Source organism: Microvirga sp. CF3062, assembly GCF_036314045.1.
Lineage (GTDB): Bacteria > Pseudomonadota > Alphaproteobacteria > Rhizobiales > Beijerinckiaceae > Microvirga.
This window is the reverse complement of record NZ_JAYGGN010000003.1, coordinates 405,885-428,381: the sequence shown is the minus strand read 5'-3', so window position 1 is coordinate 428,381 and position 22,497 is coordinate 405,885. Positions and strand designations below refer to the sequence as shown.

Sequence of the window (22,497 nt, the reverse complement as noted above, 5' to 3'; positions counted from 1 at the left end):
CAACAGAATTAAAACGGCGCGCCATCCGCAGACGGCATCCGTCCACGTCTCCGCCGGTGATTGAATGATGAAAGAGCGTGCAGAATGCACTTAGGTGCTGTTCAATCTCCAGGCAGCTTCCTTGGTTCCACTGTATAAAGTCCCACCGAGATAATATTTGATGGTCAATAACATATGTTATGAGAGTCTATACTGTGGAGATAAGCCTCTGTTGCTTGTGCGCTTCGTGCGGCGGTGCATCTTGAGAGCGTCTTTTCGCTAAGCCTAGTTGTTCGGCCTTGTGGCTGAATGGGAAAGAATGGTCGAGAGCGGAGAAAACCTTCTTCATCTTACCTTCATCTCGGCAGTGGCATGTGGCGGGCATAACCCTACAATGGTCGCACGCCTGTCTCAGGGCAGGGTTCAAGACTCGGTCCACGATGGACCACGCAAGGAAGTGATCAGCCGCGATGGTGACGACCCGTATCCCGACTACGCCTTTTTCCGATCAGCGCCCCGGCACATCCGGCCTGCGCAAGAAGGTCACCGTCTTTCAGCAGCCCCGGTATGTGGAAAACTTCATCCAGTCGATCTTCGACAATGTTGAGGGCGCGCAAGGCTCGACTCTGGTGATTGGCGGCGACGGGCGCTACTTCAACGATGTCGTGGTTCAAACCGCCATCAAGATGGCCGCCGCTCATGGCTTCGACCGCGTTCTCGTCGGACAGCGGGGTCTCCTGTCGACGCCGGCGGTCTCCTGCGTGATCCGCAAGCACAAGGCCATCGGCGGCCTCGTTCTTTCCGCCAGCCATAATCCGGGCGGCCCGGACGGCGACTTCGGCATCAAGTTCAACATGTCCCACGGTGGACCGGCGCCGGAATCCTTCACGGAAGCCGTGTTCAAGCGGGCGAGCGCCATCAGCGATTACAAGATCGTCGACGCGCCCGACATCGATCTCGGCCGCATCGGCCCGACCAAGGTCGGCGGGATGAATGTCGAGATCATCGATCCGGTGGCCGATTATGCGGAGCTGATGGAGCAGCTGGTCGATTTCGACAAGATCGCCGATCTGTTCCGCTCGGGCTTTCGCATGCGCTTCGATGCCTTGAGCGCCATCACGGGCCCTTACGCGAAGGCGATCCTGGAAGGCCGTCTCGGCGCGCCGGAGGGCACCGTCGTGAACGGGGAGCCGATGCCCGATTTCGGCGGCCATCATCCCGATCCGAACCCGGTTCATGCCCATGACCTCATGGAGCTGATGCTCGGTCCCGATGCACCCAATTTCGGTGCAGCCTCCGACGGCGACGGCGACCGCAACATGATCGTGGCCCGCGGGCTCTTCGTGACGCCGAGCGACAGTCTCGCGATCCTCACGAGCCATGCGCATCTCGCGCCCGGCTATTCCAAGGGTCTCACCGGCGTCGCGCGCTCCATGCCGACGAGCCGCGCTGCCGATCGAGTTGCTGCAAAACTTGGCATCAATTCCTTCGAGACGCCCACGGGCTGGAAGTTCTTCGCCAACCTTTTGGACGCAGGGCTCATCACCCTGTGCGGCGAGGAGAGCGCAGGCACGGGTTCCAACCACATCCGCGAGAAGGACGGGCTCTGGGCCGTGCTGCTCTGGCTCAACATTCTGGCGGTCACGCGGAAACCGGCGGACCAGATCGTGCGCGAGCACTGGGCCACGTTCGGCCGCGACTACTACACGCGCCACGACTATGAGGAGCTCGAAACCGCACCTGCCAACGAACTGATGGACGCCCTGCGCAAAAAGCTACCTGCCCTTCCCGGTGAGAGCTTCGGCGGACTCACGGTGCAGTTCTGCGATGACTTCGCCTACACCGATCCCGTCGATCAGTCTGTGACGCCGAAGCAGGGCATCCGCATCCTCTTCAAGGAGGACGCCCGTGCCGTGTTCCGCCTGTCGGGGACCGGCACCTCGGGCGCGACGCTGCGGGTTTATCTGGAGCGCTTCGAGCCCGACACCGACCGGCACGATCTGCCGGCCGCGGACGTTCTGGCTCCTGTCGTGCAGGCGGCAAACGAGATTGCGGAGATCGCCGCACGCACCGGGCGCAATGAGCCCAGCGTGATCACCTGATCCGATCTGCCCCGGCTTTGGCGATCAATACGTCGCCCAGAGCCCAGGTGTGGCCAGTTCGAGAACGTGCCCGTCCGGATCGCGGAAATACACGCTGATGCCGCCTTGCGGCCAAGTCACCCGGCTCTCGATGGGAATTCCGTGCTCGTCCAGCCCCTGCTCCCAGGCAGCAAGCTCGTCGGCCGCGACGGCAAAGCCGATGTGAAGCGGGCCCTGCCCGTCATGGCCGGGGATCGTGCCCCCGGGCGTCGTCATGTCCTCCCTCGAGCCGCCCCGGAGGAAGACGAGGAGCACGCTCCTGCCACCGACATCGAACGCACACATTCGCTGGTTGGCCAACAGGAGCGGCAAGCCGAGGCTGCTCTCGTAGAACTCCCTGGCACGGGACAGATCGTCGACGTAAAGAGCGGATTCGAGCACGGCGTTCAGCTTCGGCATCGCGGACCTCATGATATCCTGATCCCGCCCATTTGGCTTCCATCGCTATCCTGTCCAGGTTCCCCTGGAGCTCAGAGGCGGCAGAGAGCTGAAAAATTGGGCAACGATGCTGACCTTTTAACCTTGAAACCTGCCGAGGTGTCTTTTACTTATTGCAGTGCAACACGGCGATTGGCGTTGCCGCGTTGCAGCCCTTCTAGGGCGTTTCCTCCCTAAACTTCGGGCCGTTGGCAACAACGGCCTTTTTTCTTGCCCGCGCAACGGCTTCCGGTCAGGTCGCAGAGCAGGAACCTCATACTCCTCCGGCGGTTTTCCCATCAGCGGATCCCGGGAGAGCCTTCATGTCCACTCGTTCAGACAACCCCAACCACACCGATATTCCTCGGACCCACACGATCAAGCCGATGGATCCTCCGCCCATGAACGAGGGCTCGACCACGGCGCAGCTGAAGGGTGACATCAACAGTGGCCGCACGGGGGACAAGAACGAGGTGTTCGACCCCGGCCTTTCCCCTCTCGGCACCGATGAGGAAGCCGGCGGCAGCCCGCTGACGCCAGAACAGGTGGACATTGCCCGGCATCAGGAGTCGTCGGCGCGCTGGCAGAACGGCAGCGACAAGGACAGCTATGCCCACCGGCACTCACGGAAGGCGCTTGCCGGCTATGTCGGCTTCATCGCGCTCGTGCTGGTGCTGTTCGTCGGGGCGTTTTCGGTGTTTTAGGATTGTCGGGGCGGCTTGACGCTGTCCCGGATGACAAGCTCGGTCTCGAGCCGGATCTGCTTGAGCGTCGGGCGCCCCTGCAGCAGATCGATGAGAACCGTCGCGGCCGCTTGCCCGAGTTCCCGTCGCGGCTGATGGATCGTGGTCAGCGATGGCTCGGCCACGGCCGCGAATTCAATATCGTCGAATCCTGCAACCGAGATATCCTCCGGCACCCGCAAACCGGCGGAGAAAAGGGTGCGCATGAGCCCAATCGCCATTTCGTCGCTGGTGCAGAAGACCGCCGTCGGACGGACGGTTCGGGCGACCAGGCCCTGGCCGGCCGCCACGCCGGATTCGATCGTATAATCGCCGGGTATTACGAGCGCCGGATCGAAGGGCAGGCCTGCGGCCTCCAATCCCTCCTTGAAGCCTAAGAAGCGCTCGCGCTCCAGGATGTTGTTCGCCGGTCCGCTCACATAGGCAATGCGCCGGTGCCCCAACGCGACGAGATGCTGGATCATGCGTGAGGCGGCAGCGCGGTTGTCGATCTCGATCTGCGGAATGTCGGCACCGGGGATCGCCTCGCACAGGGCCACAAGCGGGATCGTGATCCGGGCTGGCTGCCCCTCCCCTTCCCGTGTCTGCCCGAACAGGTGGCCGTTGAGCAGAATAGCGCCATCCACGCGGCCTGCCGCCGTGAAGGCCGCGAAATGCGCTTCCTTCTCGGGTGAGCCATCGAGATCGCTGATGATCATGCCGTAGCCAGCCTCGAAAAGCGTCTCCTCGATGCCGCGCAGAATTTTGGAAAAGAAAGTGTTCGACAGATCCGGCAGGACGACCAGCACCATGAAGGTCTTCTGCGAACGCAGGGAACGGGCGGCGGGGTTGGGCACATAGCCGGTCTTGGCGATGGCCTCCAGAACCCGGGCGCGGGCCTCGGGAGAGACTCGCTCCGGCGTGGCGAGCGCTCGGCTGACGGTGGCCGTCGAGACCTCGGCAAGTTTGGCGACGTCCTGAATCCGGGCAGCGCGAACCGGAATTGCCTCCTGCTCAGCCATGTCTCCCTGCCCGGCCTCGTCCATGGATCTCCCCCTACGATGGTCCTGTTTGACAGAAGCCGACGTTTCGGTAAAGCTGCATGTAATCGATTACATAGGGCCATTGTCGAGCCCTTCGATAGCACTAGATCGTCAAAAGTCCCGGTAGAGGACACGTCGATAAGCAGGAGGAAACGAATGCCAGCTCACGCTTCACCCAGCTGATCTTCACAGGCACCGCCTTTTCGACGACCGCCTTCACACGATTGAAGGCGAGCGACACCGCTCATCCGGAACAGTTTATGGATTCCGTTCTTCGCGCCGAGAACATCTCGAAATCCTTCGGACCCATCGAGGTCCTGAGCGGTATTTCGCTGGATCTGAAGCCCGGCGAGGTTCATGCCGTCATCGGCGAGAACGGAGCCGGCAAGTCGACGCTGATGCGCATCCTGTCGGGCCACATCGCGCCGACGAAAGGCAGCCTGCATCTGAACGGCCAGCCGATTACCTTCTCGGGGCCAGTCGATGCCGAGGCTCACGGCATCGTTCTCGTGCACCAGGAGATCCTCCTCGCCCCGGACCTGACGGTGGCGCAAAATCTTTTCCTCGGCCGCGAGATCAAGCGCTACGGCTTCGTCGACGACAAGGCCATGCGCGAGCAGACGCGGGACATCCTGCGGGAGCTCGGCACGAGCATCGATCCCGACCGGGAGGTCAGCCGCCTGTCCATCGCCGACCGGCAGCTGGTGCAGATCGCCCGCGCGCTGCTCGTGCCGCACAAGGTCGTCGCCTTCGATGAGCCGACGGCAGTTCTCACCCCCATCGAGGCCGAGAGCCTGTTCGAGATCATCCGCAAGCTGCGCGCCCAGGGCGTGGCGGTTCTCTACATTTCCCACCGCCTCAATGAGGTGAAGGCCGTGGCCGACCGCGTCACGGTTCTGCGCGATGGGCGCCACATCGCCACCCGCGACATCGAGGGGCTGGAGCCGCTGGAGATGGCACGCCTCATGGTGGGCCGCGACATGTCCAAGCTGTATCCCGAAAAACCGGAGACCGCCTCCGACCAGACCGTTCTGGCGGTTCGCGACATGGCCGTGCCGGGCTTCGTGGAGAATGTGTCCTTCACTCTGCGTCGCGGCGAGATCCTCGGCTTCGGCGGCCTGATCGGCGCCGGACGCACCGAGCTGTTCGAAGCGCTCGTGGGACTTCGCGCAGGGACCGGCACGATCACCCTCGACGGTAAGCAGGTTCATTTCCGCGATGCTCGCGAGGCGATGGCGGCCGGCATCGTCTACCTCTCCGAGGACCGCAAGGGCAAAGGCTTGCTGCTGCAGCAGAACCTGCGCATCAATCTCTCCCTGGCCGCCCTGGACAAGTTCACGCGCGGCTCGTTCATCGACGTGGCCGCCGAGGAGACGGCGCTCGACGGGGCAATCAAGGATTTCGACATCCGTACCCGGAGTCGCGACCTTCTGGCAGGCCAGCTCTCCGGCGGGAATCAGCAGAAGCTGCTGCTCGCCAAGATGATGCTGGTGGAGCCCCGCATCGTCATCATCGACGAGCCGACGCGGGGTGTCGACATCGGCACCAAGGAGCAGATCTACAGCTTCATCGCGTCGCTCGCCGCTGAAGGCCGCGCTGTCGTCGTCATCTCCTCCGAGATGCAGGAGCTGATTGGTCTGTGCCACCGGGTCGTCGTGATGCGCAACGGGCGCGTCGCGGGCGAAGTCGCTCAAGACGGCTTGTCGGAAGACGCTATCGTTTATCTCGCCACAGGCGTTCACGAGGAAAGGGCGGCGGAGATCGCTGCTGGCCACGCATGACGGAAACCGTGCTTCCCACCCGCGCCGAAAAGCGCAAGTTCAAGATGGACATGCGGGCGCTCGCGCCCTTCATCGCGCTGATCATTCTGATCATTGCAGGCGCGCTGATCAATCCCGACTTCCTGACCGCCTCGAACCTGCTCAACGTGGTGACACGCTCGGCCTTTATCGCCATCATCGCGGTGGGTGCGACCTTCGTGATCGCCAGCGGCGGGCTCGATCTGTCTGTCGGCTCCATGGCGGCGCTGACCGCAGGTGTCATGATCCTGACCATGAATTCGCAGGGCAGCGCCGATATGGGCACCCTGGCGCTGGGTATGCTGGCGGCCATTGCCTTGAGTGCCGCCTGCGGGCTGGCGAACGGCCTTATCGTCACCTTCGGCCGTATCGAGCCTTTCATCGTAACGCTTGGCACCATGGGGATCTTCCGTTCCCTCATCATCTGGCTTGCCGCCGGCGGCACCATCACCATCCGTAATCTGGAGCTGCGCGAACTCTACCGGCCCGTCTATTTCGGCACTGTCCTCGGCATCCCGGTTCCGATCATCGCCTTCCTGGCCGTGGCCTCCATTGGTGCGCTGATCCTCTACCGCACCTCCTTCGGCCGCCATGTAGTGGCGCTCGGCTCCAATGAGGATGTCGCCCGCTATTCCGGCGTGCCGATCTGGCGCGTACGCACGCTCACCTACATCATCCAGGGTATCTGCGTCGGCATCGCCGTGCTGGTCTACGTGCCGCGCCTGGGCTCCGCCACTCCGACCACAGGCCTATTGTGGGAGCTGCAGGCCATCACCGCCGTAGTCATCGGCGGCACGGCGCTCAAGGGCGGCATCGGCCGCGTTTGGGGCACCGTCGTCGGCGCGGTGATCCTCGAACTTGTAGCCAACATCATGGTGCTGTCGAACTTCGTCTCCGAGTTTCTCGTGGGTGCAGTTCAGGGCGCCATTATCATTATCGCCATGCTCGTGCAGCGGTCAGTCCACCGCGGGCGATGAAACCCGGCTTAAGCCCACCGGAAAAGGGACAAAGGGCTTAGAAGACCAACCCTCCAGGGAGGAATGAAATGAAAGCAACTGCACTGAAGATCGCCATGGCGGCAGGCCTGATGGCCGGCGTTGCCACCGGCGCGATGGCCCAGCAAAAGAACGTCACCATCGGCGTGTCGATCCCCGCTGCCACCCACGGCTGGACGGGTGGAGCCGTCTACCACGCCCAAGAAACCGCCAAGGCTCTTGAGAAGGCGCATCCCGGCCTGAAGGTGATCGTCAAGACGTCACCGGATGGAGCCGCTCAGGCGAACGCCCTCGACGATCTCACAGCACAGAAGATCGATGCGCTCGTGGTGCTGCCCTTCAACTCCGACGAGCTGACAGACCCCGTCAGGCAGGTAAAGAACAAGGGCGTTCTCGTCACCGTCATCGACCGTGGCCTGAAAGATCCGTCGATCCAGGACATCTACGTGGCAGGTGACAATCCCGGCTTCGGCCGGATCGCCGGCAAGTACTTCGCCGATACCCTGAAGCAGGGCAACATCGTGGTGCTGCGCGGCATTCCGACCGTGCTCGACGACGAGCGCGTGACGAACTTCGAGAAGGCCATCCAGGGCTCGGGCGTCAAGATCCTCGACAGGCAGTACGCCAACTGGAACCGCGACGATGCCTTCAAGGTGATGCAGGACTTCCTCTCCAAGCATCCGAAGATCGATGCGGTCTGGGCGGCTGACGACGACATGGCGCTCGGCGTTCTCGAAGCCATCCGTCAGGCCAAGCGCGAGGACATCAAGTTCGTGGTCGGCGGCGCCGGCATGAAGGAGATGGTCAAGCGCGTTATGGACGGTGACAAGATGATCCCCGTTAATGTCACCTATCCGCCGGCATTGGTCGCAACGGCAATGCACGTGACGGCTGCGCACTTTTACTCGAACGCACCGATGCGCGGCACATTCGTGCTGAATGCGCAGCTCATCACCAAGGACAACGCCAAGGATCATTACTTCCCGAACTCCCCGTTCTAAGCGGCGGCGCTCTCGCCCCTTCCTCCTGGAAGGGGCGAGGCAACGGCAAGCTGCTCGACATTCGGGCAGCTTCCCCTTGCCGGATTTCCCGCCTTCCCTCACGCCATCTCGGGAGTTCACCCATGAAGACCATGAAGGGTCCCGGCCTTTTCCTTGCGCAGTTCGCAGGCGACGAGGCCCCGTTCAATTCTCTGGACGCGATCTGCCGCTGGGCGGCCTCCCTCGGCTACAAGGGCGTGCAGATCCCCACCTGGGACGCACGCCTCATCGATCTGAAGAAGGCGGCGGAGTCGCAAACTTATTGCGATGAGATCCTAGGGGTCGTGCGCTCCCATGGCCTGGAGATCACGGAGCTCTCCACCCATCTGCAGGGCCAGCTCGTGGCGGTGCATCCGGCCTTCGATGAGGCCTTCGATGGATTCGCGGCGCCTGAAGTCAGGGGCAACCCGAAGGCGCGGCAGGAATGGGCCGTCAACCAGATGCTGATGGCGGCCAAGGCCTCAAAGCGTCTCGGCCTGAATGTCAGCGTGTCCTTCTCCGGCGCGCTCGCCTGGCCCTTCATGTATCCCTGGCCACAGCGCCCTGCCGGCCTCGTCGAGACCGCCTTCGAGGAATTGGGGCGCCGGTGGAAGCCGATCCTCGACGCCTATGAGGATGCGGGCTGCGACGTGGCCTACGAGATTCATCCGGGCGAGGACATTCACGACGGCGCCACCTTCGAGCGCTTCGTCGATGCAGTCGGCGGGCACGCCCGCGCCTGCATCAACTACGACCCGAGCCATTTCCTGCTGCAGCAGCTCGACTACGTCGCCTTCATCGATCTCTACCACGAGCGCATCAAGGCGTTCCACGCCAAGGACGCGGAGTTCAACCCGTCCGGTCGCGTCGGCGTCTATGGCGGGTATGAGAGCTGGATCAACCGCGCCGGCCGCTTCCGGTCGCTCGGCGATGGACAGGTGGATTTCGGCGCGATCTTCTCCAAGCTCGCCCAGTACGACTACGATTCCTGGGCCGTGCTGGAATGGGAATGCGCCATCAAGCACCCGGAAGATGGCGCGCGTGAAGGCGCCGAGTTCATCAAAGCGCATATCATCCGTGTCACGGAAAAAGCCTTCGACGACTTCGCCGCCGGCGGAACGGACGAGGCGGCCAACCGCCGGATGCTCGGCATCGCTCAAGCATAAACGACCAGGGGCACGTTCATGACGATTGCAGGATCTCCGGATCAGAAGCTGAACCGCCGCTTACGCCTCGGCATGGTCGGTGGCGGGCGCGGCGCCTTCATCGGCGCGGTCCACCGCATCGCCGCCCGCATCGACGACCGCTGGGAACTGGTGGCGGGTGCTCTCTCGTCCAATCCGGAGCGTGCCAAGGCTTCCGGTGAGGATCTCCTCCTGAAGCCCGACCGCATCTATGGCGACTTCAACGAGATGGCGCGCCGCGAGCGGCGGCTCAAGGATGGCATTGATGCGGTCGCCATCGTCACACCAAACCACGCCCATGCGGCGGCGGCCCGCGCGTTCCTGAAAGCCGGAATTCATGTGATCTGCGACAAGCCGCTCACGACGACGCGACGCGAGGCGGACCAGCTCGCCAAGCTCGCCCGTGAGTCGGGTCTCATCTTCGCGGTGACCCACAACTACACCGGCTATCCCCTGGTGCGGCAGGCCCGCGCCATGGTGCAGGCGGGAGAGCTGGGTGCCATTCGCGTCGTGCAGGTGGAATACGCGCAGGACTGGCTCGCCACCCGCATGGAGGAGACCGGCAGCAAGCAGGCCGAATGGCGCACGGATCCGGCACGCTCGGGTCCAGCCGGTGCCGTCGGCGACATTGGCACGCATGCCTTCAATCTCGCCGAGTTCATCGTAGGCGATGAGGTCGCATCCCTCTCGGCAGAGCTTCACACCTTCGTGGAGGGCCGCAGGCTTGACGACAATGCCCATATGATGCTGCGTTTTGCATCCGGCGCGAAAGGCATGCTCTGGTGCAGCCAGGTGGCTGCCGGCTTGGAGAACGGCCTTAAGATCCGCGTCTATGGCGAGAAGGCAGGTCTCGAATGGCACCAGGAGAACCCGAACTACCTCACCTTCTCAGCCTTGGGCGAGCCGCCCCGCACCATCCGCCGCAACGGCTCTGGGGCAGACGAAGCCTCGCGCGCTGCGTCACGCATCCCGGGCGGACATCCTGAAGGCTATCTCGAAGGCTTCGCCCAGCTCTACACGGACGTGGCCGAGCAGATCACGGCGCGCATCGAGAAGCGCGAGCCCAGTCCCTTCTCGCTTCAGGTTCCAACCGTGGATCATGGCGTCCGCGGTGTGCGCTTCATCGAAGCGGCAGTGCGTTCCTCGCAGCGCAAGGCGGCCTGGGTGGATCTGTAAAGCGGCCGATCAATGAAAAAGCCCTGCCGGTGCAGCTCTGGCAGGGCGATCGGTCTAGGTGTCTTGAAATCACATCCGCAATCATGACGTATAGGGTGACCACGCACGGCGGAACCAACGATTTCAGATGGCCCATACGCATCACCACAGCCTCGACAACCTGAACGAGACCCAGAAGCGGGTTCATCGAATTCTCTGCTCTGCCCAGAATCCGCTCTCGGCCTACGAGGTCCTCGACAAGATGCGCGGCAAGGGGGCCGTCACGCCGCCCACAGTCTATAGATCGCTGGACAAGCTCATCGAGAAGGGCCTCGCCCACCGGCTCGAGAGCCTGAACGCCTACGTCGCCTGCAAGCATCCTCATGACCATCAGGATATGGCAGCCTTTGCGATTTGCGAAAGTTGCGGCTTGGTGAAGGAATTTACCGATCCGCATATCAGCGAGCGCCTGTCCCACTGGAGCGACGATCACGCCTTCTCGGCCAAGAAGGTGACGGTGGAGATCCGAGGCCTTTGCGACACCTGCCAAAAGTAAGCGCCTGCGGGAACCCTCAACTTAGATAAACGTTATTACGTGTAACTCACGGATACCGGCTTCTATTATGGCTAGTCCCGCCCCTTCCGTTGAGGAAAATGTGTAATTCCGGCACCTTTCGCAACGATAGCACATTGTCAGAGCCGTTTTTTCCCTATATGAATGTATAGGTTCCGTAATAACAGGAGTGTGGCTCATGAGCACAAAGGCCCTCAGGAAGGAAGAAGAGGACAACCTCCTCCGTCGTGCCGACGATGTGTGCCGGCAGAATAATCTCAGGCTCACGCCGATACGGGAGCGCGTCTATCGCGAACTGGTCCAGAGCGGCGGCCCGGTTGGGGCTTATGATCTGGTCGATCGCCTGAGCAACGAGAAGAAGCGTCTTGCTCCGGTGACCATCTATCGTGCCCTGGACTTCCTGCGCGATGCAGGCCTCGTCCACCGTCTGGCCACCCAGAATTCCTATGTCATCTCTCATGGCCAGCCGGAAATTAACGCCATGAAGATCATGTTCGTGGATGCGAAGACCGGCGAAACCGTCGAGGTTCACTCGACCGAAGTTGCCGAGGCCGTACGTAAGGCTGCAGAGCAGGCCGGTTTCAAGTCTGTCTCCCCCTTCATGGAAGTCGAGGGCGAGATCACCCACTGATCCAAGAAGAGGCAGAGTCGGTGCCGACCCTGCCTCTTAAGACGAGACTCAAAAGGCCGGGCATTGCCCGGCCTTTTCTTTGTCATTCCGCCGCGACTGGCTGACGGTGATGGTGTTTCTCTTCCACCCGGTCACTGGTCCGTCCGACGCGCACCGTCTCCCGTGAGATGAAGGTGTAGAACATCGGCACCACGAAGAGCGTGAAGATCGTGCCGATGGACATGCCGGACGCGATCACGAGGCCCATTGAGAAGCGGGCAGCCGCACCGGCACCGCTGGCATAGAGCAGAGGCGCGACGCCCAGCACCATGGCAGCCGTGGTCATCAGGATCGGGCGCAGACGGACGCGAGCCGCCTCCTCGATGGCCTCACGCTTGCTGACCCCGTGCTTCTCCTTCTGCTCGTTGGCGAACTCCACCATGAGGATGCCATGCTTGGTGATCAGGCCCACAAGGGTGATCAGACCCACCTGCGTGTAGATGTTGAGGGTAGCGAGACCTAAGTTCAGGAAGATCATCGCGCCGAACATGGAGAGCGGAACCGACATCATGATGATGAACGGATCGCGGAAGCTCTCGAACTGCGCAGCCAGCACCAGATAGATCACGATGATGGCGAGCCCGAACGCCAGGAAGATCGAGTTGCCCTCCTGGATTTCCAGGCGCGACTGACCGGCATAATCCTCGTAGAAGCCCTGCGGCATGACCTCTTTCGCGATAGAGCGCAAGGTTGCCAGACCTTCTGAGGTCGTCACTCCAGGCAGGGGCAGGGCCGACAGCGTTGCCGAATTGAGCTGGTTGAACTGCTCGATGGCAGCCGGCGCTGCATCGGTCTTGATGCTGATGAGGGCAGACAACGGAACCATGGACCCATCGGATGCGCGGACATAGTACGCGGTCAAGCGCTCCGGATTCAGGCGATCCTCCTGCCGGACCTGGCTGACGACGTCATAGCTCCTGTTGTCCCGGTCGAACTTCGAGATCGGCGCGCCGCCGACGAGAGCACCGAGGGTGTTACCGATCTCGGACACGGGCACGCCCAAAGCGGCAGCCCGATCACGGTCGACCGTGATGCGTGCGCGCGGCGACTCGTAGGAAATGGAGTTCTGGACAACGATGAACTTGCCCGACTTCATCGCCCGCTTGCGGATCTCATCCGCGACCTCATAGGCTTGGGAGGAATCGCCGATCGTGCGCAGAACATACTGGATCGGCAGACCGTCACCGGCTCCGGGCAGGGACGGAGGCGCGAAGGCGAAAGCCTGGAGGCCGGCATTCTCATTCAGAAGATTCTGAATGTCCTGCTTGGTCTCGGCACCCTTCTTCTCGCGCTCGCTCCATTCCTTCAGCTTGAAGCCGAAGAAGCCGCCGCCGCCGCCGTCGATGCCGACGATCAGGAAGCTGTCGTCGATTTCCTTGATCTTCTCCGCTGCATTGGTGAACTGCTTGGAGAAAGCCTGGGTATAATCGGCGGTCGCATATTTCGGCGCGTTCAGGATGCCGAGATAGGCGCCCTGATCCTCTTCCGGCGCAAGTTCGGAGGAGGTCTTGGTGAACATGAATGCCGTGGTGCCGAGCAGGACGGCGACGATAACGAGCGTCACCCCGCGATAATCCAGCGAGCCCTTCAGGCGCCGGGAATACCAGTTCTCAAGCCGGGTGAAGACACGATCGACGAAAGCGGCAAAGCGCCCCTGGCCACCGTGACCCTTCAGCAGCTTGGAGGACATCATGGGCGAGAGCGTCACGGCGACGATGCCCGAGATGATCACGGCTCCGGCCAGGGTGAAGGCGAACTCGCGGAAGAGCGAGCCTGTCAGGCCTTGCGTGAAGCCGATCGGGGCATACACCGCCGCAAGGGTGACCGTCATGGAAACGATCGGCAGGAAGATCTCCTTCATGCCGACGATTGCCGCATCGACCGGTTTCAATCCCTCTTCGATGTGGCGGTGGATGTTCTCCAGCACCACGATGGCGTCGTCGACCACGAGACCGATGGCGAGCACCATGGCCAGCAGGGTGAGCAGGTTGATCGAATAGCCCAACGCATAGAGGAAGAAGCACACGCCCACGAGCGAGAGCGGGATCGTCACGATGGGGATCAGCACCGAGCGGAAGGAGCCTAAGAACAGCAGGATCACCACCACGACGATGAGCGCCGCCTCGCCGATGGTCTTGAACACCTCCTCGATCGAGGCCGAGATGAAGTTCGACGCATCGTAGACGATCTCGACCGTCATGCCCTGAGGCAGAGTCGAGCGAATTCCCTCGATGGCCTTCGTGACTTCTTCGGCAACGGTCAGGGGATTGGCCGAAGGCGTCGGCACGATCCCGATGAAGGTACCCTGGCTGCCGTTGAAGCTGACGATGGTGTCCGTGCTCTCGGGTCCGAGCTCCACATCCGCCACGTCGCGCAGGCGCACGACCTGATCGCCGTTCGAGCGGATCGGCAGCGTGCCGAAAGTCTCAGGCGTCTGCAGGGTCGTCTGCATGTCGAGCCGGTAGGCCACGTACTCGCTCTGGGTCTTGCCGGGCGCCGCGAGGAAGTTGTTGGCCCTGATCGCCGCCACCACGTCGCCGGCCGTGACACCACGAGCCGCCAGACGCACGGGATCAATCCAGACACGCATGGAGAAGTCGCGCCCGCCGAGAATCTCGGCATTGCCGACGCCCTCGAGCGTCGCGAAACGCGGCTGCACCACACGGGTGAGGAATTCGGAGACCTGCTCCGGGTTCATCTCCGTGCTGCCGAAGGTGATGTACATGAGGGCGAAGCTCTGGCCCGTACCCTTCATGATCACCGGATCCTCAGCCTCGGAGGGAAGCTGCGCGCGGATCTGCTGCACCTTGGAGGTGACTTCGGTGAGCGCCGCGTTCGGATCGGTATTGAGGCGCATGCGCACGGACACCGTGCTGACGCCGAGACGGCTCTGCGTCGTCACGTAGTCGACGCCTTCGGCGCTCGACACGGACTTGGCGATGGGCGTGCTGATGAAGCCCTGGATCAGGTCGGCGCTGGCGCCCGTATAGGCCGTCGTGATCGTGATGGTGGTTTCCTCGACCTCAGGATACTGACGCACCTGGAGGTTCATCAGACCCTGCGCACCCAGCAGCAGGATCAGGAGGCTCACCACCATCGACAGGACGGGGCGGCGGATGAAAAGTTCTGTGAAACTCATGGCTGATGCCTATTGCCCGCTTGCGAGCTTGGTCGTGTCGAGCTTCGTCACATCGATGGTGTTGTCGATCTTGACGGTCGAGCCGGCCTGCAGCTTGTTCTGCCCCGAGGCAGCCACCTGCTGACCGGGATTGAGGCCGGAGAGGATCTCGAGAGCCCCGCCGCGGCGACGGCCGGCCTTTACGAAGACCTGCTTGACGACCTGAACCTGCTGGCCCGCCCGCTCTTCCTGCTCGATGGTGTAAACGTAATCCCCGTAGAGGCTGGCGATAACCGCCGTCTGTGGCAGGGTCATGACGTTGGGCTGCTCCGGCAGGATCGCTTCCACATGGAGGAACTGGCCTGGGAGAATGGCCCCGTCCTTGTTGTCCTCGATAAGCGCCTGAACGGAGACGAGCCGGGTCGCCGGATCGACCCGAGGATCCTTGCCGATGACGCGCCCCTTGAAAGGCAGGTCCGACTCCGTCACGCCGACTCGGATTTCCTGGCCGAGCTTGATCTCGCCAGCCCGCTGCTCCGGGACCGTGAAGTCAACCTTCATCGACGACAGATCCTGGAAGCTCGCGATGACTGTTCCCGGCTGTAGATACTGGCCGACATCGATCCGCGGAATGCCGATGACGCCGGAGAACGGCGCCTTCAGGACCTTCTGCTCAATCGTGGCCTGCAGGCGTGCCAAGCGCGACCGTGCAGCCGCGAGCAGGGCGCTGGCCTGATCGAAGTTCGCTTCCGTACCATAGCCGCGGGTCGACAGGGTCTTGGCACGCTCGAAGTTGCTTTCGGCGGTCTTCACATTCGCCTGGACATCCTGAATGTCGGCGCGTTCGATAGTATCGTCAAGCTGAACGAGAACCTCGCCCTCGCGAACGCTCTGGTTCGCCTTGAACTTGATTTCCTTGACGATGCCGGCGATTTCGAAGGCCAGTTCGACCCCGTTGGCAGCCTTGGCCGTGCCGATGGCGCCGATGCTTGGCGACCAGGTCTTCGCCTCGACCTTGGCAGCTGAAACCGTCTGCGCCGGTTGCTGCATGGTGGCGAAGAACTGCGTGATCATCTTGTCGCGGAAGAAGTTGAACCAGATCAGGCCGCCGCAGAGGCCAACCGCGAGAATGAACACAAGACCGACTACAAGGCGCCGTTTCATAGGCTTCTTCCGAGATTGTGAACCCATATTAACGGGCTCATATAAGACTAAGGAGGTGCGGCATTAACGCGACTTTCCCTTGACGCCAATGCCGTGGAACAATTTATATACCGTCTGGACGGTTCAGTCGCAAGTGCGGCAACGCACAAAACAAGAGATATGGATGCTGTTTCCCTGTACCAGAGGCCGTAAGAGTTCCCGAGAAAAAATTCTCGATGCGGCTGCAGAACTTGTTGGCGAGATTGGCGCCGGCCGGTTGACGCTTGAGGCCGTGGCGGAAAGAGCCGGGCTCAGCAAGGGCGGGCTTCTCTACAACTTCCCGACCAAAGATGCGCTGTTGCAGGCGATGATTCAGCGCATGATCGACCAGGTTGCCTCCGAGAAGGAGGTTTTGCGGGAAAAGGCCCTCCCTGGCCCCAACCTGGAAGCCCGGGTCGTGACCAAGACCCTGCTGAATATTTGCTGCGGCGGCAAGATGCAGGATATGGCGACCGGAATGATGGCGGCCACGGCCGAGAATCCGCGCCTTCTCGACCCCGTGCGTCAGGTGATCCGCACCACCCTGGAGCAGCTCAAGGCAACCTCGGATGACCTCGACGCTGCCCTGCTGGCATGGCTGGCAACGGAAGGGCTAAGCAGTCTCGAGATGCACAATCTCAGCCCGTTCTCTGATGAGGACCGGAATCAGATCGTGAAAGCCATCGAGCGCCTCGTCACTAAAGGCATCGCCGACTAGAGCATTTTCCGGCGAAGTGGATCCGGTTCGCCGTCCAAAAATGCGACAAACCCAAAGAAGAGATGATTCCACGTTAGTGGAAGCAGCTCTAGAAGCTGGTGCGCTCAGGCCATCCAGGACGGGTCGCTCAGCACCTCATCCGTATGCTCTCCCAGGCGTGGCGAAGGCCGCTGCGCCGCCATCGGCTCCCCGTTCATCACGATCGGCGAGCGGACGGAAGGGATGGCACCATGCTTGGCCGCAGACGAAGGCAGGTCGATCCTCATGCCGCGGGCGATGACCTGCGGGTCGGCAAAGACATCCGCCACCGTGTTGATGGGGCCGGCCGGAACGCCCTGCTTCTCGAGCGCGGACAGCAGCGTTTCGCGGGTGGTCTTCAGGGTAAGTTCGGTCAGCATGGGTACCAGCTCGGCCCGGTTGCCTACACGGCTCGCATTGGACCTGAAGCGCTCATCCTGGGCCAGTTCAGGCTTGCCCAGCACCGACACGAACCGGGCGTACTGCCCGTCGTTGCCCACAGCCACGATCACATGACCATCCGCCACCGGGAAGACCTGATACGGCACGATGTTGGGATGGGCATTGCCCATGCGCCGGGGTGACTTGCCCGAGGCCAGGTAGTTCATGGCTTGGTTCGCCAGCACGCTCGTCTGCACGTCGAGAAGCGCCATATCGAGATGCGCCCCCTCTCCCGTCGCATCCCGCTGACGAAGGGCGGCCAGAATGCCGACGACGGAATAGACGCCGGTGAAGATGTCCACGTAGGCCACACCGATCTTCTGCGGCTCGCCCTCCGGATCGCCTGTCAGGTCCATGATCCCGCCCATGCCTTGGATCATGAAGTCGTAGCCGGCGCGGGACGCATAAGGTCCGTCCTGGCCGAAGCCCGTGATCGAGCAATAGACGAGGCGCGGGTTGATCGTCTTCAGGCTCTCATAGTCGAGCCCGTATTTCTTCAAGCCGCCGACTTTGAAGTTCTCGATCACCACATCCGCTTGTGCCGCAAGTTTGCGGACGAGCTCCTGGCCCTCAGGCGTCTCGAAATCCGCCGCAATGGAGCGCTTGCCGCGGTTGCAGGAATGGAAATAGGCCGCCGAGAGATCGCCGCCATCGGCCGCTTCCACGAAGGGAGGCCCCCAGCCGCGGGTGTCGTCGCCCGCGCCCGGCCGCTCCACCTTCACGACATCGGCACCGAGATCGGCGAGAAGCTGGCCGACCCAGGGACCGGCGAGAATGCGCGCGAGTTCGAGGACTTTGAGGCCTTCGAGCGGTTTCATGCGGATCAATCCATGATGCTGTCGAGGCCGCGCCGCAGGCCAGTGAACGAGCCAACGCGACGAGCTGCCAGCAGGGTGCCGGCCACATAGGGAGCAGCCGACGAGCCCGCATCATGACGGATCGCGAGCCGCTCGTTATCGGCCCCGAAAACCGCCTCGCAGGACAGGACAAAGGAGGGCATGCGCAGGGAATGAACCTGCACAGGCTCCTTGGCTCCCAGAGCACCGCCGCGGGTTTCGCGAACGCCGGTCAGTTCGGCGACGGGCTTCGACGTGGCAGGCTGGCGCGCCTCGCTCAGAAGCTCAGCCAGCTCGCGGGCGGTGCCCGAAGGCGTGTCAGGCTTCTTGGCCGAGGCATAGTCGATGATCTCGACATCCGGTACGTAGCGGGCGGCCTCAAGAGCGAAGCGGCGCAGCAGCGTCGCTGTGATCGAGAAATTGCCGGCCGCAAGCACGCCCCGCCCCGCTTGCTGCGCCTGCGCGTCAATCTCCGCGTAATCTTCGGCGCTTAGGCCGGATGTACCGACGATCACGTGTCGACTCTGTGCGAGAGCCGTAAGGGCATGGGCTTTCACGGCGCCGGGCTTGGTGTAGTCGATCACCACATCGGATGGCTCGCGCAGCGCCTCTTCAAGGGTTGCGCTGATCGGAACACCGAGGCGGGGAAGGCCGGCGGCCTCGCCCGTATCTTGGCCCGCAGCGCTGCGGCTGACGGCGCCAGCCAGCACGAGGTCATCCGAGGCGGCAATCGCCGCCACGAGGGCTTTGCCGACCCAGCCGGTCGATCCTGCAAGGGTGATCCGAAGAGCCATGATTGTGCCCTCTCTTAGAAGAATGCCTGCAGGCCGGTCTGGGCGCGGCCCAGGATGAGGGCATGCACGTCGTGGGTGCCCTCATAGGTGTTCACGGTCTCCAGGTTCTGCGCGTGGCGCATCACATGGTATTCCTCCTGGATGCCGTTGCCGCCATGCATGTCGCGGGCGATCCGGGCGATCTCCAGGGCCTTGCCGCAATTGTTGCGCTTGACCAGCGAGATCATTTCCGGCGCAACGCGGCCCTCGTCGAAGAGGCGGCCGACCCGAAGCGAGGCATGAAGGCCGAGCGTGATCTCGGTCATCATGTCGGCGAGTTTCTTCTGCACGAGCTGGGTTGCGGCGAGCGGCCGGTCGAACTGCTTGCGGTCGAGGGTGTACTGACGCGCGCGGTGCCAGCAATCCTCCGCCGCACCGAGGGAGCCCCAGGAGATGCCGTAGCGGGCGCGGTTGAGGCAGCCGAAGGGGCCTTTCAGGCCGGACACGTTCGGCAGCAGCGCGTCCTCGCCCACCTCGACGTTATCCATAACGATCTCGCCGGTGATGGAGGCACGCAAGCTGAGCTTGCCGCCGATCTTCGGAGCGGACAGCCCCTTCATGCCCTTTTCCAGCACGAAGCCGCGGATCTGGTTGTCGTGAGCCTCCGACTTCGCCCACACCACGAACACGTCTGCGATGGGGGAGTTGGAGATCCACGTCTTGGAGCCGGTCAGGCGATAGCCACCGTCCGTCTTCACGGCGCGGGTCTTCATGCCGGCAGGATCGGAGCCGGCATCCGGCTCGGTCAGGCCGAAGCAGCCCACGAACTCGCCGGAGGCTAGTTTCGGAAGGTACTTCCGGCGCTGCTCCTCCGTGCCATAGGCGTAGATCGGGTACATCACCAGGGAGGACTGCACGCTCATCATCGAGCGGTAGCCGGAATCGACCCGCTCCACCTCGCGGGCCACGAGGCCGTAGGCCACGTAGGACGCACCGGCGCAGCCATAATCCTCCGGCAGGGTCACACCGAGGAGGCCGAGCTCGCCCATCTCGTTGAAGATGGCACGGTCCGTCTTCTCCTCGCGATAGGCCTCGATCACGCGGGGCAGGAGTTTGTCCTGAGCGTAGGCTCGAGCCGTGTCCCGGATCATGCGCTCATCGTCGTTCAGAAGCTCATCGAGGAGCAACGGGTCTTCCCACTTGAGCTTCGCGAGTTCCTGTTGAGCACCGGCCATGATGATCATCCTTCCATACAAGGAATGCGGGCGCCGGCGTCAGGCCAGCCAAACCCATTGAATTTGAGCGGCAAAATCGCTCTGGACAGACCAAAAGTAAATCGACATCTTCGCAGCAGGTTATTCTCAACCGGAATGAACGTGTGTTTCGTCGCGGCTTCCTGCCCAATGTGGGCAATCTCCTCGCCTTCGAGGCTACGGCCCGCCATGGCAGCGTGTCACGAGCCGCCGAGGAATTGAACCTGACGCAAAGCGCCGTCTCGCGCCAGATCCAGCAGTTGGAGGAGTCGCTGGGCGTCTCCCTGTTCAGCCGCTCCCGGCAGCGGGTGGTGCTTACCGATGCGGGGCGTCTGTATGCGTCCCAGGTACGCAGCACCCTGTCCGAGCTGTCCGACGCTACCCATCAGGCCATCGCGCTCTCGGGCACGACCGGCGTGTTGAACCTTGCAACCCTGCCGACCTTCGGCACGCGATGGCTCATTCCGCGCATTCCCGGCTTCTTCGCCCAGCATCCGGGCGCGACGGTCAATTTCGGCGTTCGGCTCGTGCCCTTCGACTTCACCGCCGAGCCTTTCGATGCGGCAATCCATTTCGGCGAGCCGCACTGGCCTGGAGCCGTATGCGAATTGCTGCGGACGGAGGAAGCTGTCCCCGTCTGCAGCCCGGCCTATCGGGAGCGCGAGAACCTGCGTTCACCGCAGGACCTGACTCGCGCTACCTTGCTGCAGCAGAGTACGCGCCCCACCGCTTGGGCGGAATGGTTCGCCAGTGTCGGGGTCGAGATGGGCAATCCCCTGCGCGGCCCGCGCTTCGAGCAATTCGCCATGGTGGCTCAGGCGGCAGCGGCGGGCCTAGGCGCCGCCCTGATTCCGCATTTCCTGATCGACGACGAACTCGCCTCGGGTCGCCTGGAAATCCTCTTTCCCAACAGTCTCGTCAGCGGCGGCGCCTATTACCTCGTCTACCCGGAGCACAAGGCGGAGACGCCGCTGCTGCGCTCCTTCCGCGACTGGATCCTGGACCAGACCCGTCAGGGATAGACCCGCTTCGGCTTCATGGTCCTGAAACTCAGAGTCAGGGCCACACAAGCACAGACGAAGATGGCGCTCACCATCGACACAGATGTGCCGTTGTAGAGGGCGCTGACCAGCGCGATGACCACGGCGCCCGTGCTGAGCTGCAGGGTGCCCATGAGAGCCGAGGCCGTGCCGGCGACAGGGCCGTGCTCCTCAAGGGCAAGCACCGCCGTGGAGGGAATGACGAATCCGAGGCAGCCGAACGACACGAACAGCAGTCCCCACAGGACGAAGGCATTGTCGACACCGAGTAGCGTCAGCACGAACAGCAGCGTTACCGGAACGGCGAAGCAGGAGATCGCGATCCGCACCACCCGCTCGGCACCGAAGCGGCGCATGAACGTGCTGTTGAACTGAGCGCTGCCGATGAATGCGATGGCATTCGACGCGAAGATCATGCTGTAGGCCGACGGCGTCATGCCGAAATGCTCGATGAAGATGACGGACGAGCCGGCGAGATACGCAAAGAAGCTGGCCTGGCTAAACCCGCCGATGAAGGCGAGCCCGAGAAAGCGCCGATCCTTCAGCAGACTTCCGTAGGTCCTGAAAGCCTGAGCGATGCCCCCCTTGCCCTGATCCGACTTGTGGGTCTCGGGCAAGAGGAAGAGCACGACGGCAAGGCCACCCAATCCTATGAGGGCAATGGCCCAGAAGATCACGCGCCAGCTGAAGAACGCCGTCAAGGCGCTTCCGGCGAGCGGCGCAAGGATCGGCGAGACACTGAAGACGAGCATGCTGGTTGCCATGAGCCGGGCCGCCTCATGCCCGGTATGCAGATCCCGAATGATCGCCCGCGGGATTACCATGGCCGCGCAGGAGCCGACGCCCTGCAGGAAGCGAAAGGCAATGAGGGTCTCCACGTTCGGTGCAAAGCTGCAGCCGATGCTTGCCAGCACGAACAGCCCCAGTCCTGCATAAAGCGGCGGCTTGCGCCCGAACCGGTCCGAGAGCGGCCCATAGGCGATCTGACAGATGGCAACCGCCAGGAAGAAGCTCATGAGGCTCATCTGCACGCCGCTCACGTCGACCTGAAGCTCGCGCGCGATCGCCGGAAAGGCAGGCAGGTACATGTCGATGGCGAAGGGCCCGATGGCGGAGAGCATGCCGAGGACGAGCGCGTTGCGCAGAAAGGCGGACTTCATCGAAAAAGGCTTTCTTCAAAACGGCCTAAGTGCCGGAACCGAGAAATCAGCCTGCCCGCTTCAGCGGGCGGGCCAAGCATGTCATCGGGAGATCCGGGAGGCGCCCCAGAGCCAATCGTTTCTGAGGACGATGTGCCGTTTGTATGCCGTCCGACAGGGAGGTCAAGGCGAAGCGCATCCGTTCCGGATTAAAGTCCGCTCCCACGGTAATGCTTACTCTTCGTTAACCATGAATGGTCATAGCTGGTTAAACATCCAGC

The 22,497-nt window shown here is 62.5% G+C and carries 19 protein-coding genes; 11 read left to right on the top strand and 8 right to left on the bottom strand.

Annotated features, from left to right (window positions below; all coding sequences use genetic code 11):
* Positions 1–449: 449 nt before the first annotated feature.
* Positions 450–2,081 carry an alpha-D-glucose phosphate-specific phosphoglucomutase gene (locus VB618_RS08125; protein WP_329796096.1) on the top strand — a complete coding sequence of 544 codons (1,632 nt, stop codon included), beginning with the start codon at positions 450–452 and terminating at the stop codon, positions 2,079–2,081.
* Positions 2,082–2,105: 24 nt separating this feature from the next.
* Here VB618_RS08125 and VB618_RS08120 read toward each other — a convergent pair whose 3' ends face one another.
* Complete coding sequence (locus VB618_RS08120; RefSeq protein WP_329796095.1) at positions 2,106–2,519, bottom strand: VOC family protein; 414 nt, start codon at positions 2,517–2,519, stop codon at positions 2,106–2,108.
* Positions 2,520–2,860: 341 nt separating this feature from the next.
* Here VB618_RS08120 and VB618_RS08115 point away from each other — a divergent pair, with 341 nt between their 5' ends.
* Entirely contained in the window at positions 2,861–3,241 is a 381-nt protein-coding gene (locus VB618_RS08115) for a hypothetical protein (RefSeq protein WP_329796094.1), read from the top strand.
* Here VB618_RS08115 and VB618_RS08110 read toward each other — a convergent pair.
* Positions 3,238–4,305: a LacI family DNA-binding transcriptional regulator gene (locus VB618_RS08110; protein WP_329796093.1), complete on the bottom strand. Its 1,068-nt coding sequence runs from the start codon at positions 4,303–4,305 to the stop codon at positions 3,238–3,240. The genes VB618_RS08115 and VB618_RS08110 overlap by 4 nt on opposite strands.
* Before the next feature lie 257 nt (positions 4,306–4,562).
* On the opposite strand from VB618_RS08110, the gene VB618_RS08105 reads away from it, so the two are divergent.
* From VB618_RS08105 to VB618_RS08075, 7 genes are all read left to right on the top strand, one after another.
* Positions 4,563–6,083 (top strand): sugar ABC transporter ATP-binding protein, encoded by a 1,521-nt coding sequence (locus VB618_RS08105; protein WP_329796092.1) that lies wholly within the window; start codon positions 4,563–4,565, stop codon positions 6,081–6,083.
* On the top strand, positions 6,080–7,078 hold the full coding sequence (locus VB618_RS08100; RefSeq protein ID WP_329796091.1) for an ABC transporter permease: 999 nt from the start codon (positions 6,080–6,082) through the stop codon (positions 7,076–7,078). Before VB618_RS08105 ends, VB618_RS08100 begins: the two co-directional genes overlap by 4 nt.
* 68 nt (positions 7,079–7,146) lie before the next feature.
* A complete protein-coding gene (locus VB618_RS08095) occupies positions 7,147–8,097 on the top strand; it encodes an ABC transporter substrate-binding protein (protein ID WP_329796090.1) in 951 nt (316 codons plus the stop codon).
* Between the two features lie 122 nt (positions 8,098–8,219).
* Positions 8,220–9,281, top strand: a complete 1,062-nt coding sequence (locus tag VB618_RS08090; protein WP_329796089.1) for a sugar phosphate isomerase/epimerase family protein — start codon at positions 8,220–8,222, stop codon at positions 9,279–9,281.
* 18 nt (positions 9,282–9,299) lie between these two features.
* Complete coding sequence (locus VB618_RS08085; RefSeq protein WP_329796088.1) at positions 9,300–10,475, top strand: Gfo/Idh/MocA family protein; 1,176 nt, start codon at positions 9,300–9,302, stop codon at positions 10,473–10,475.
* 127 nt (positions 10,476–10,602) lie between these two features.
* Positions 10,603–11,010, top strand: coding sequence for a Fur family transcriptional regulator (locus VB618_RS08080; RefSeq protein WP_329796087.1), 408 nt, complete (start codon positions 10,603–10,605; stop codon positions 11,008–11,010).
* Between the two features lie 196 nt (positions 11,011–11,206).
* The gene (locus tag VB618_RS08075) at positions 11,207–11,659 is read left to right on the top strand and encodes a Fur family transcriptional regulator (protein ID WP_329796086.1); all 453 of its coding nucleotides are present in this window, start codon (positions 11,207–11,209) and stop codon (positions 11,657–11,659) included.
* 82 nt (positions 11,660–11,741) lie between these two features.
* On the opposite strand, the gene VB618_RS08070 is transcribed toward VB618_RS08075, so the two are convergent.
* Complete coding sequence (locus tag VB618_RS08070; protein WP_329796085.1) at positions 11,742–14,837, bottom strand: efflux RND transporter permease subunit; 3,096 nt, start codon at positions 14,835–14,837, stop codon at positions 11,742–11,744.
* A gap of 9 nt (positions 14,838–14,846) precedes the next feature.
* A complete protein-coding gene (locus VB618_RS08065) occupies positions 14,847–15,980 on the bottom strand; it encodes an efflux RND transporter periplasmic adaptor subunit (RefSeq protein WP_329796084.1) in 1,134 nt (377 codons plus the stop codon).
* Between the two features lie 88 nt (positions 15,981–16,068).
* On the opposite strand from VB618_RS08065, the gene VB618_RS08060 reads away from it, so the two are divergent.
* A complete protein-coding gene (locus tag VB618_RS08060; protein WP_329796083.1) occupies positions 16,069–16,716 on the top strand; it encodes a TetR/AcrR family transcriptional regulator in 648 nt (215 codons plus the stop codon).
* Between the two features lie 104 nt (positions 16,717–16,820).
* On the opposite strand, the gene VB618_RS08055 is transcribed toward VB618_RS08060, so the two are convergent.
* Genes VB618_RS08055 through VB618_RS08045 form a run of 3 tightly spaced genes read right to left on the bottom strand, consistent with a single transcriptional unit; the run spans position 16,821 to position 20,019 of the window.
* The gene (locus VB618_RS08055; protein ID WP_329796082.1) at positions 16,821–17,993 is read right to left on the bottom strand and encodes a CaiB/BaiF CoA transferase family protein; all 1,173 of its coding nucleotides are present in this window, start codon (positions 17,991–17,993) and stop codon (positions 16,821–16,823) included.
* A gap of 5 nt (positions 17,994–17,998) precedes the next feature.
* The gene (gene dapB / locus VB618_RS08050; protein ID WP_329796081.1) at positions 17,999–18,805 is read right to left on the bottom strand and encodes a 4-hydroxy-tetrahydrodipicolinate reductase; all 807 of its coding nucleotides are present in this window, start codon (positions 18,803–18,805) and stop codon (positions 17,999–18,001) included.
* Between the two features lie 14 nt (positions 18,806–18,819).
* Positions 18,820–20,019, bottom strand: a complete 1,200-nt coding sequence (locus VB618_RS08045) for an acyl-CoA dehydrogenase (protein ID WP_329796080.1) — start codon at positions 20,017–20,019, stop codon at positions 18,820–18,822.
* Positions 20,020–20,162: 143 nt separating this feature from the next.
* On the opposite strand from VB618_RS08045, the gene VB618_RS08040 reads away from it, so the two are divergent.
* The gene (locus tag VB618_RS08040; protein WP_329796079.1) at positions 20,163–21,059 is read left to right on the top strand and encodes a LysR family transcriptional regulator; all 897 of its coding nucleotides are present in this window, start codon (positions 20,163–20,165) and stop codon (positions 21,057–21,059) included.
* On the opposite strand, the gene VB618_RS08035 is transcribed toward VB618_RS08040, so the two are convergent.
* Positions 21,050–22,237, bottom strand: a complete 1,188-nt coding sequence (locus tag VB618_RS08035) for a multidrug effflux MFS transporter (RefSeq protein ID WP_329796078.1) — start codon at positions 22,235–22,237, stop codon at positions 21,050–21,052. The genes VB618_RS08040 and VB618_RS08035 overlap by 10 nt on opposite strands.
* Between the last annotated feature and the right edge of the window lie 260 nt (positions 22,238–22,497).

Bases quoted from the DNA above. Each gene is read 5' to 3' on its own strand.
- VB618_RS08045 (WP_329796080.1), bottom strand. From the start codon at position 20,019: ATGGCCGGTGCTCAACAGGAACTCGCGAAGCTCAAGTGGGAAGACCCG.
- VB618_RS08035 (WP_329796078.1), bottom strand. From the start codon at position 22,237: ATGAAGTCCGCCTTTCTGCGCAACGCGCTCGTCCTCGGCATGCTCTCC.
- VB618_RS08055 (WP_329796082.1), bottom strand. From the start codon at position 17,993: ATGAAACCGCTCGAAGGCCTCAAAGTCCTCGAACTCGCGCGCATTCTC.
- VB618_RS08075 (WP_329796086.1), top strand. From the start codon at position 11,207: ATGAGCACAAAGGCCCTCAGGAAGGAAGAAGAGGACAACCTCCTCCGT.
- VB618_RS08060 (WP_329796083.1), top strand. From the start codon at position 16,069: ATGCCGTGGAACAATTTATATACCGTCTGGACGGTTCAGTCGCAAGTG.
- VB618_RS08085 (WP_329796088.1), top strand. From the start codon at position 9,300: ATGACGATTGCAGGATCTCCGGATCAGAAGCTGAACCGCCGCTTACGC.
- VB618_RS08065 (WP_329796084.1), bottom strand. From the start codon at position 15,980: ATGAAACGGCGCCTTGTAGTCGGTCTTGTGTTCATTCTCGCGGTTGGC.
- dapB (WP_329796081.1), bottom strand. From the start codon at position 18,805: ATGGCTCTTCGGATCACCCTTGCAGGATCGACCGGCTGGGTCGGCAAA.
- VB618_RS08125 (WP_329796096.1), top strand. From the start codon at position 450: ATGGTGACGACCCGTATCCCGACTACGCCTTTTTCCGATCAGCGCCCC.
- VB618_RS08115 (WP_329796094.1), top strand. From the start codon at position 2,861: ATGTCCACTCGTTCAGACAACCCCAACCACACCGATATTCCTCGGACC.
- VB618_RS08110 (WP_329796093.1), bottom strand. From the start codon at position 4,305: ATGGACGAGGCCGGGCAGGGAGACATGGCTGAGCAGGAGGCAATTCCG.
- VB618_RS08095 (WP_329796090.1), top strand. From the start codon at position 7,147: ATGAAAGCAACTGCACTGAAGATCGCCATGGCGGCAGGCCTGATGGCC.
- VB618_RS08120 (WP_329796095.1), bottom strand. From the start codon at position 2,519: ATGCCGAAGCTGAACGCCGTGCTCGAATCCGCTCTTTACGTCGACGAT.
- VB618_RS08070 (WP_329796085.1), bottom strand. From the start codon at position 14,837: ATGAGTTTCACAGAACTTTTCATCCGCCGCCCCGTCCTGTCGATGGTG.
- VB618_RS08105 (WP_329796092.1), top strand. From the start codon at position 4,563: ATGGATTCCGTTCTTCGCGCCGAGAACATCTCGAAATCCTTCGGACCC.
- VB618_RS08080 (WP_329796087.1), top strand. From the start codon at position 10,603: ATGGCCCATACGCATCACCACAGCCTCGACAACCTGAACGAGACCCAG.
- VB618_RS08100 (WP_329796091.1), top strand. From the start codon at position 6,080: ATGACGGAAACCGTGCTTCCCACCCGCGCCGAAAAGCGCAAGTTCAAG.
- VB618_RS08090 (WP_329796089.1), top strand. From the start codon at position 8,220: ATGAAGACCATGAAGGGTCCCGGCCTTTTCCTTGCGCAGTTCGCAGGC.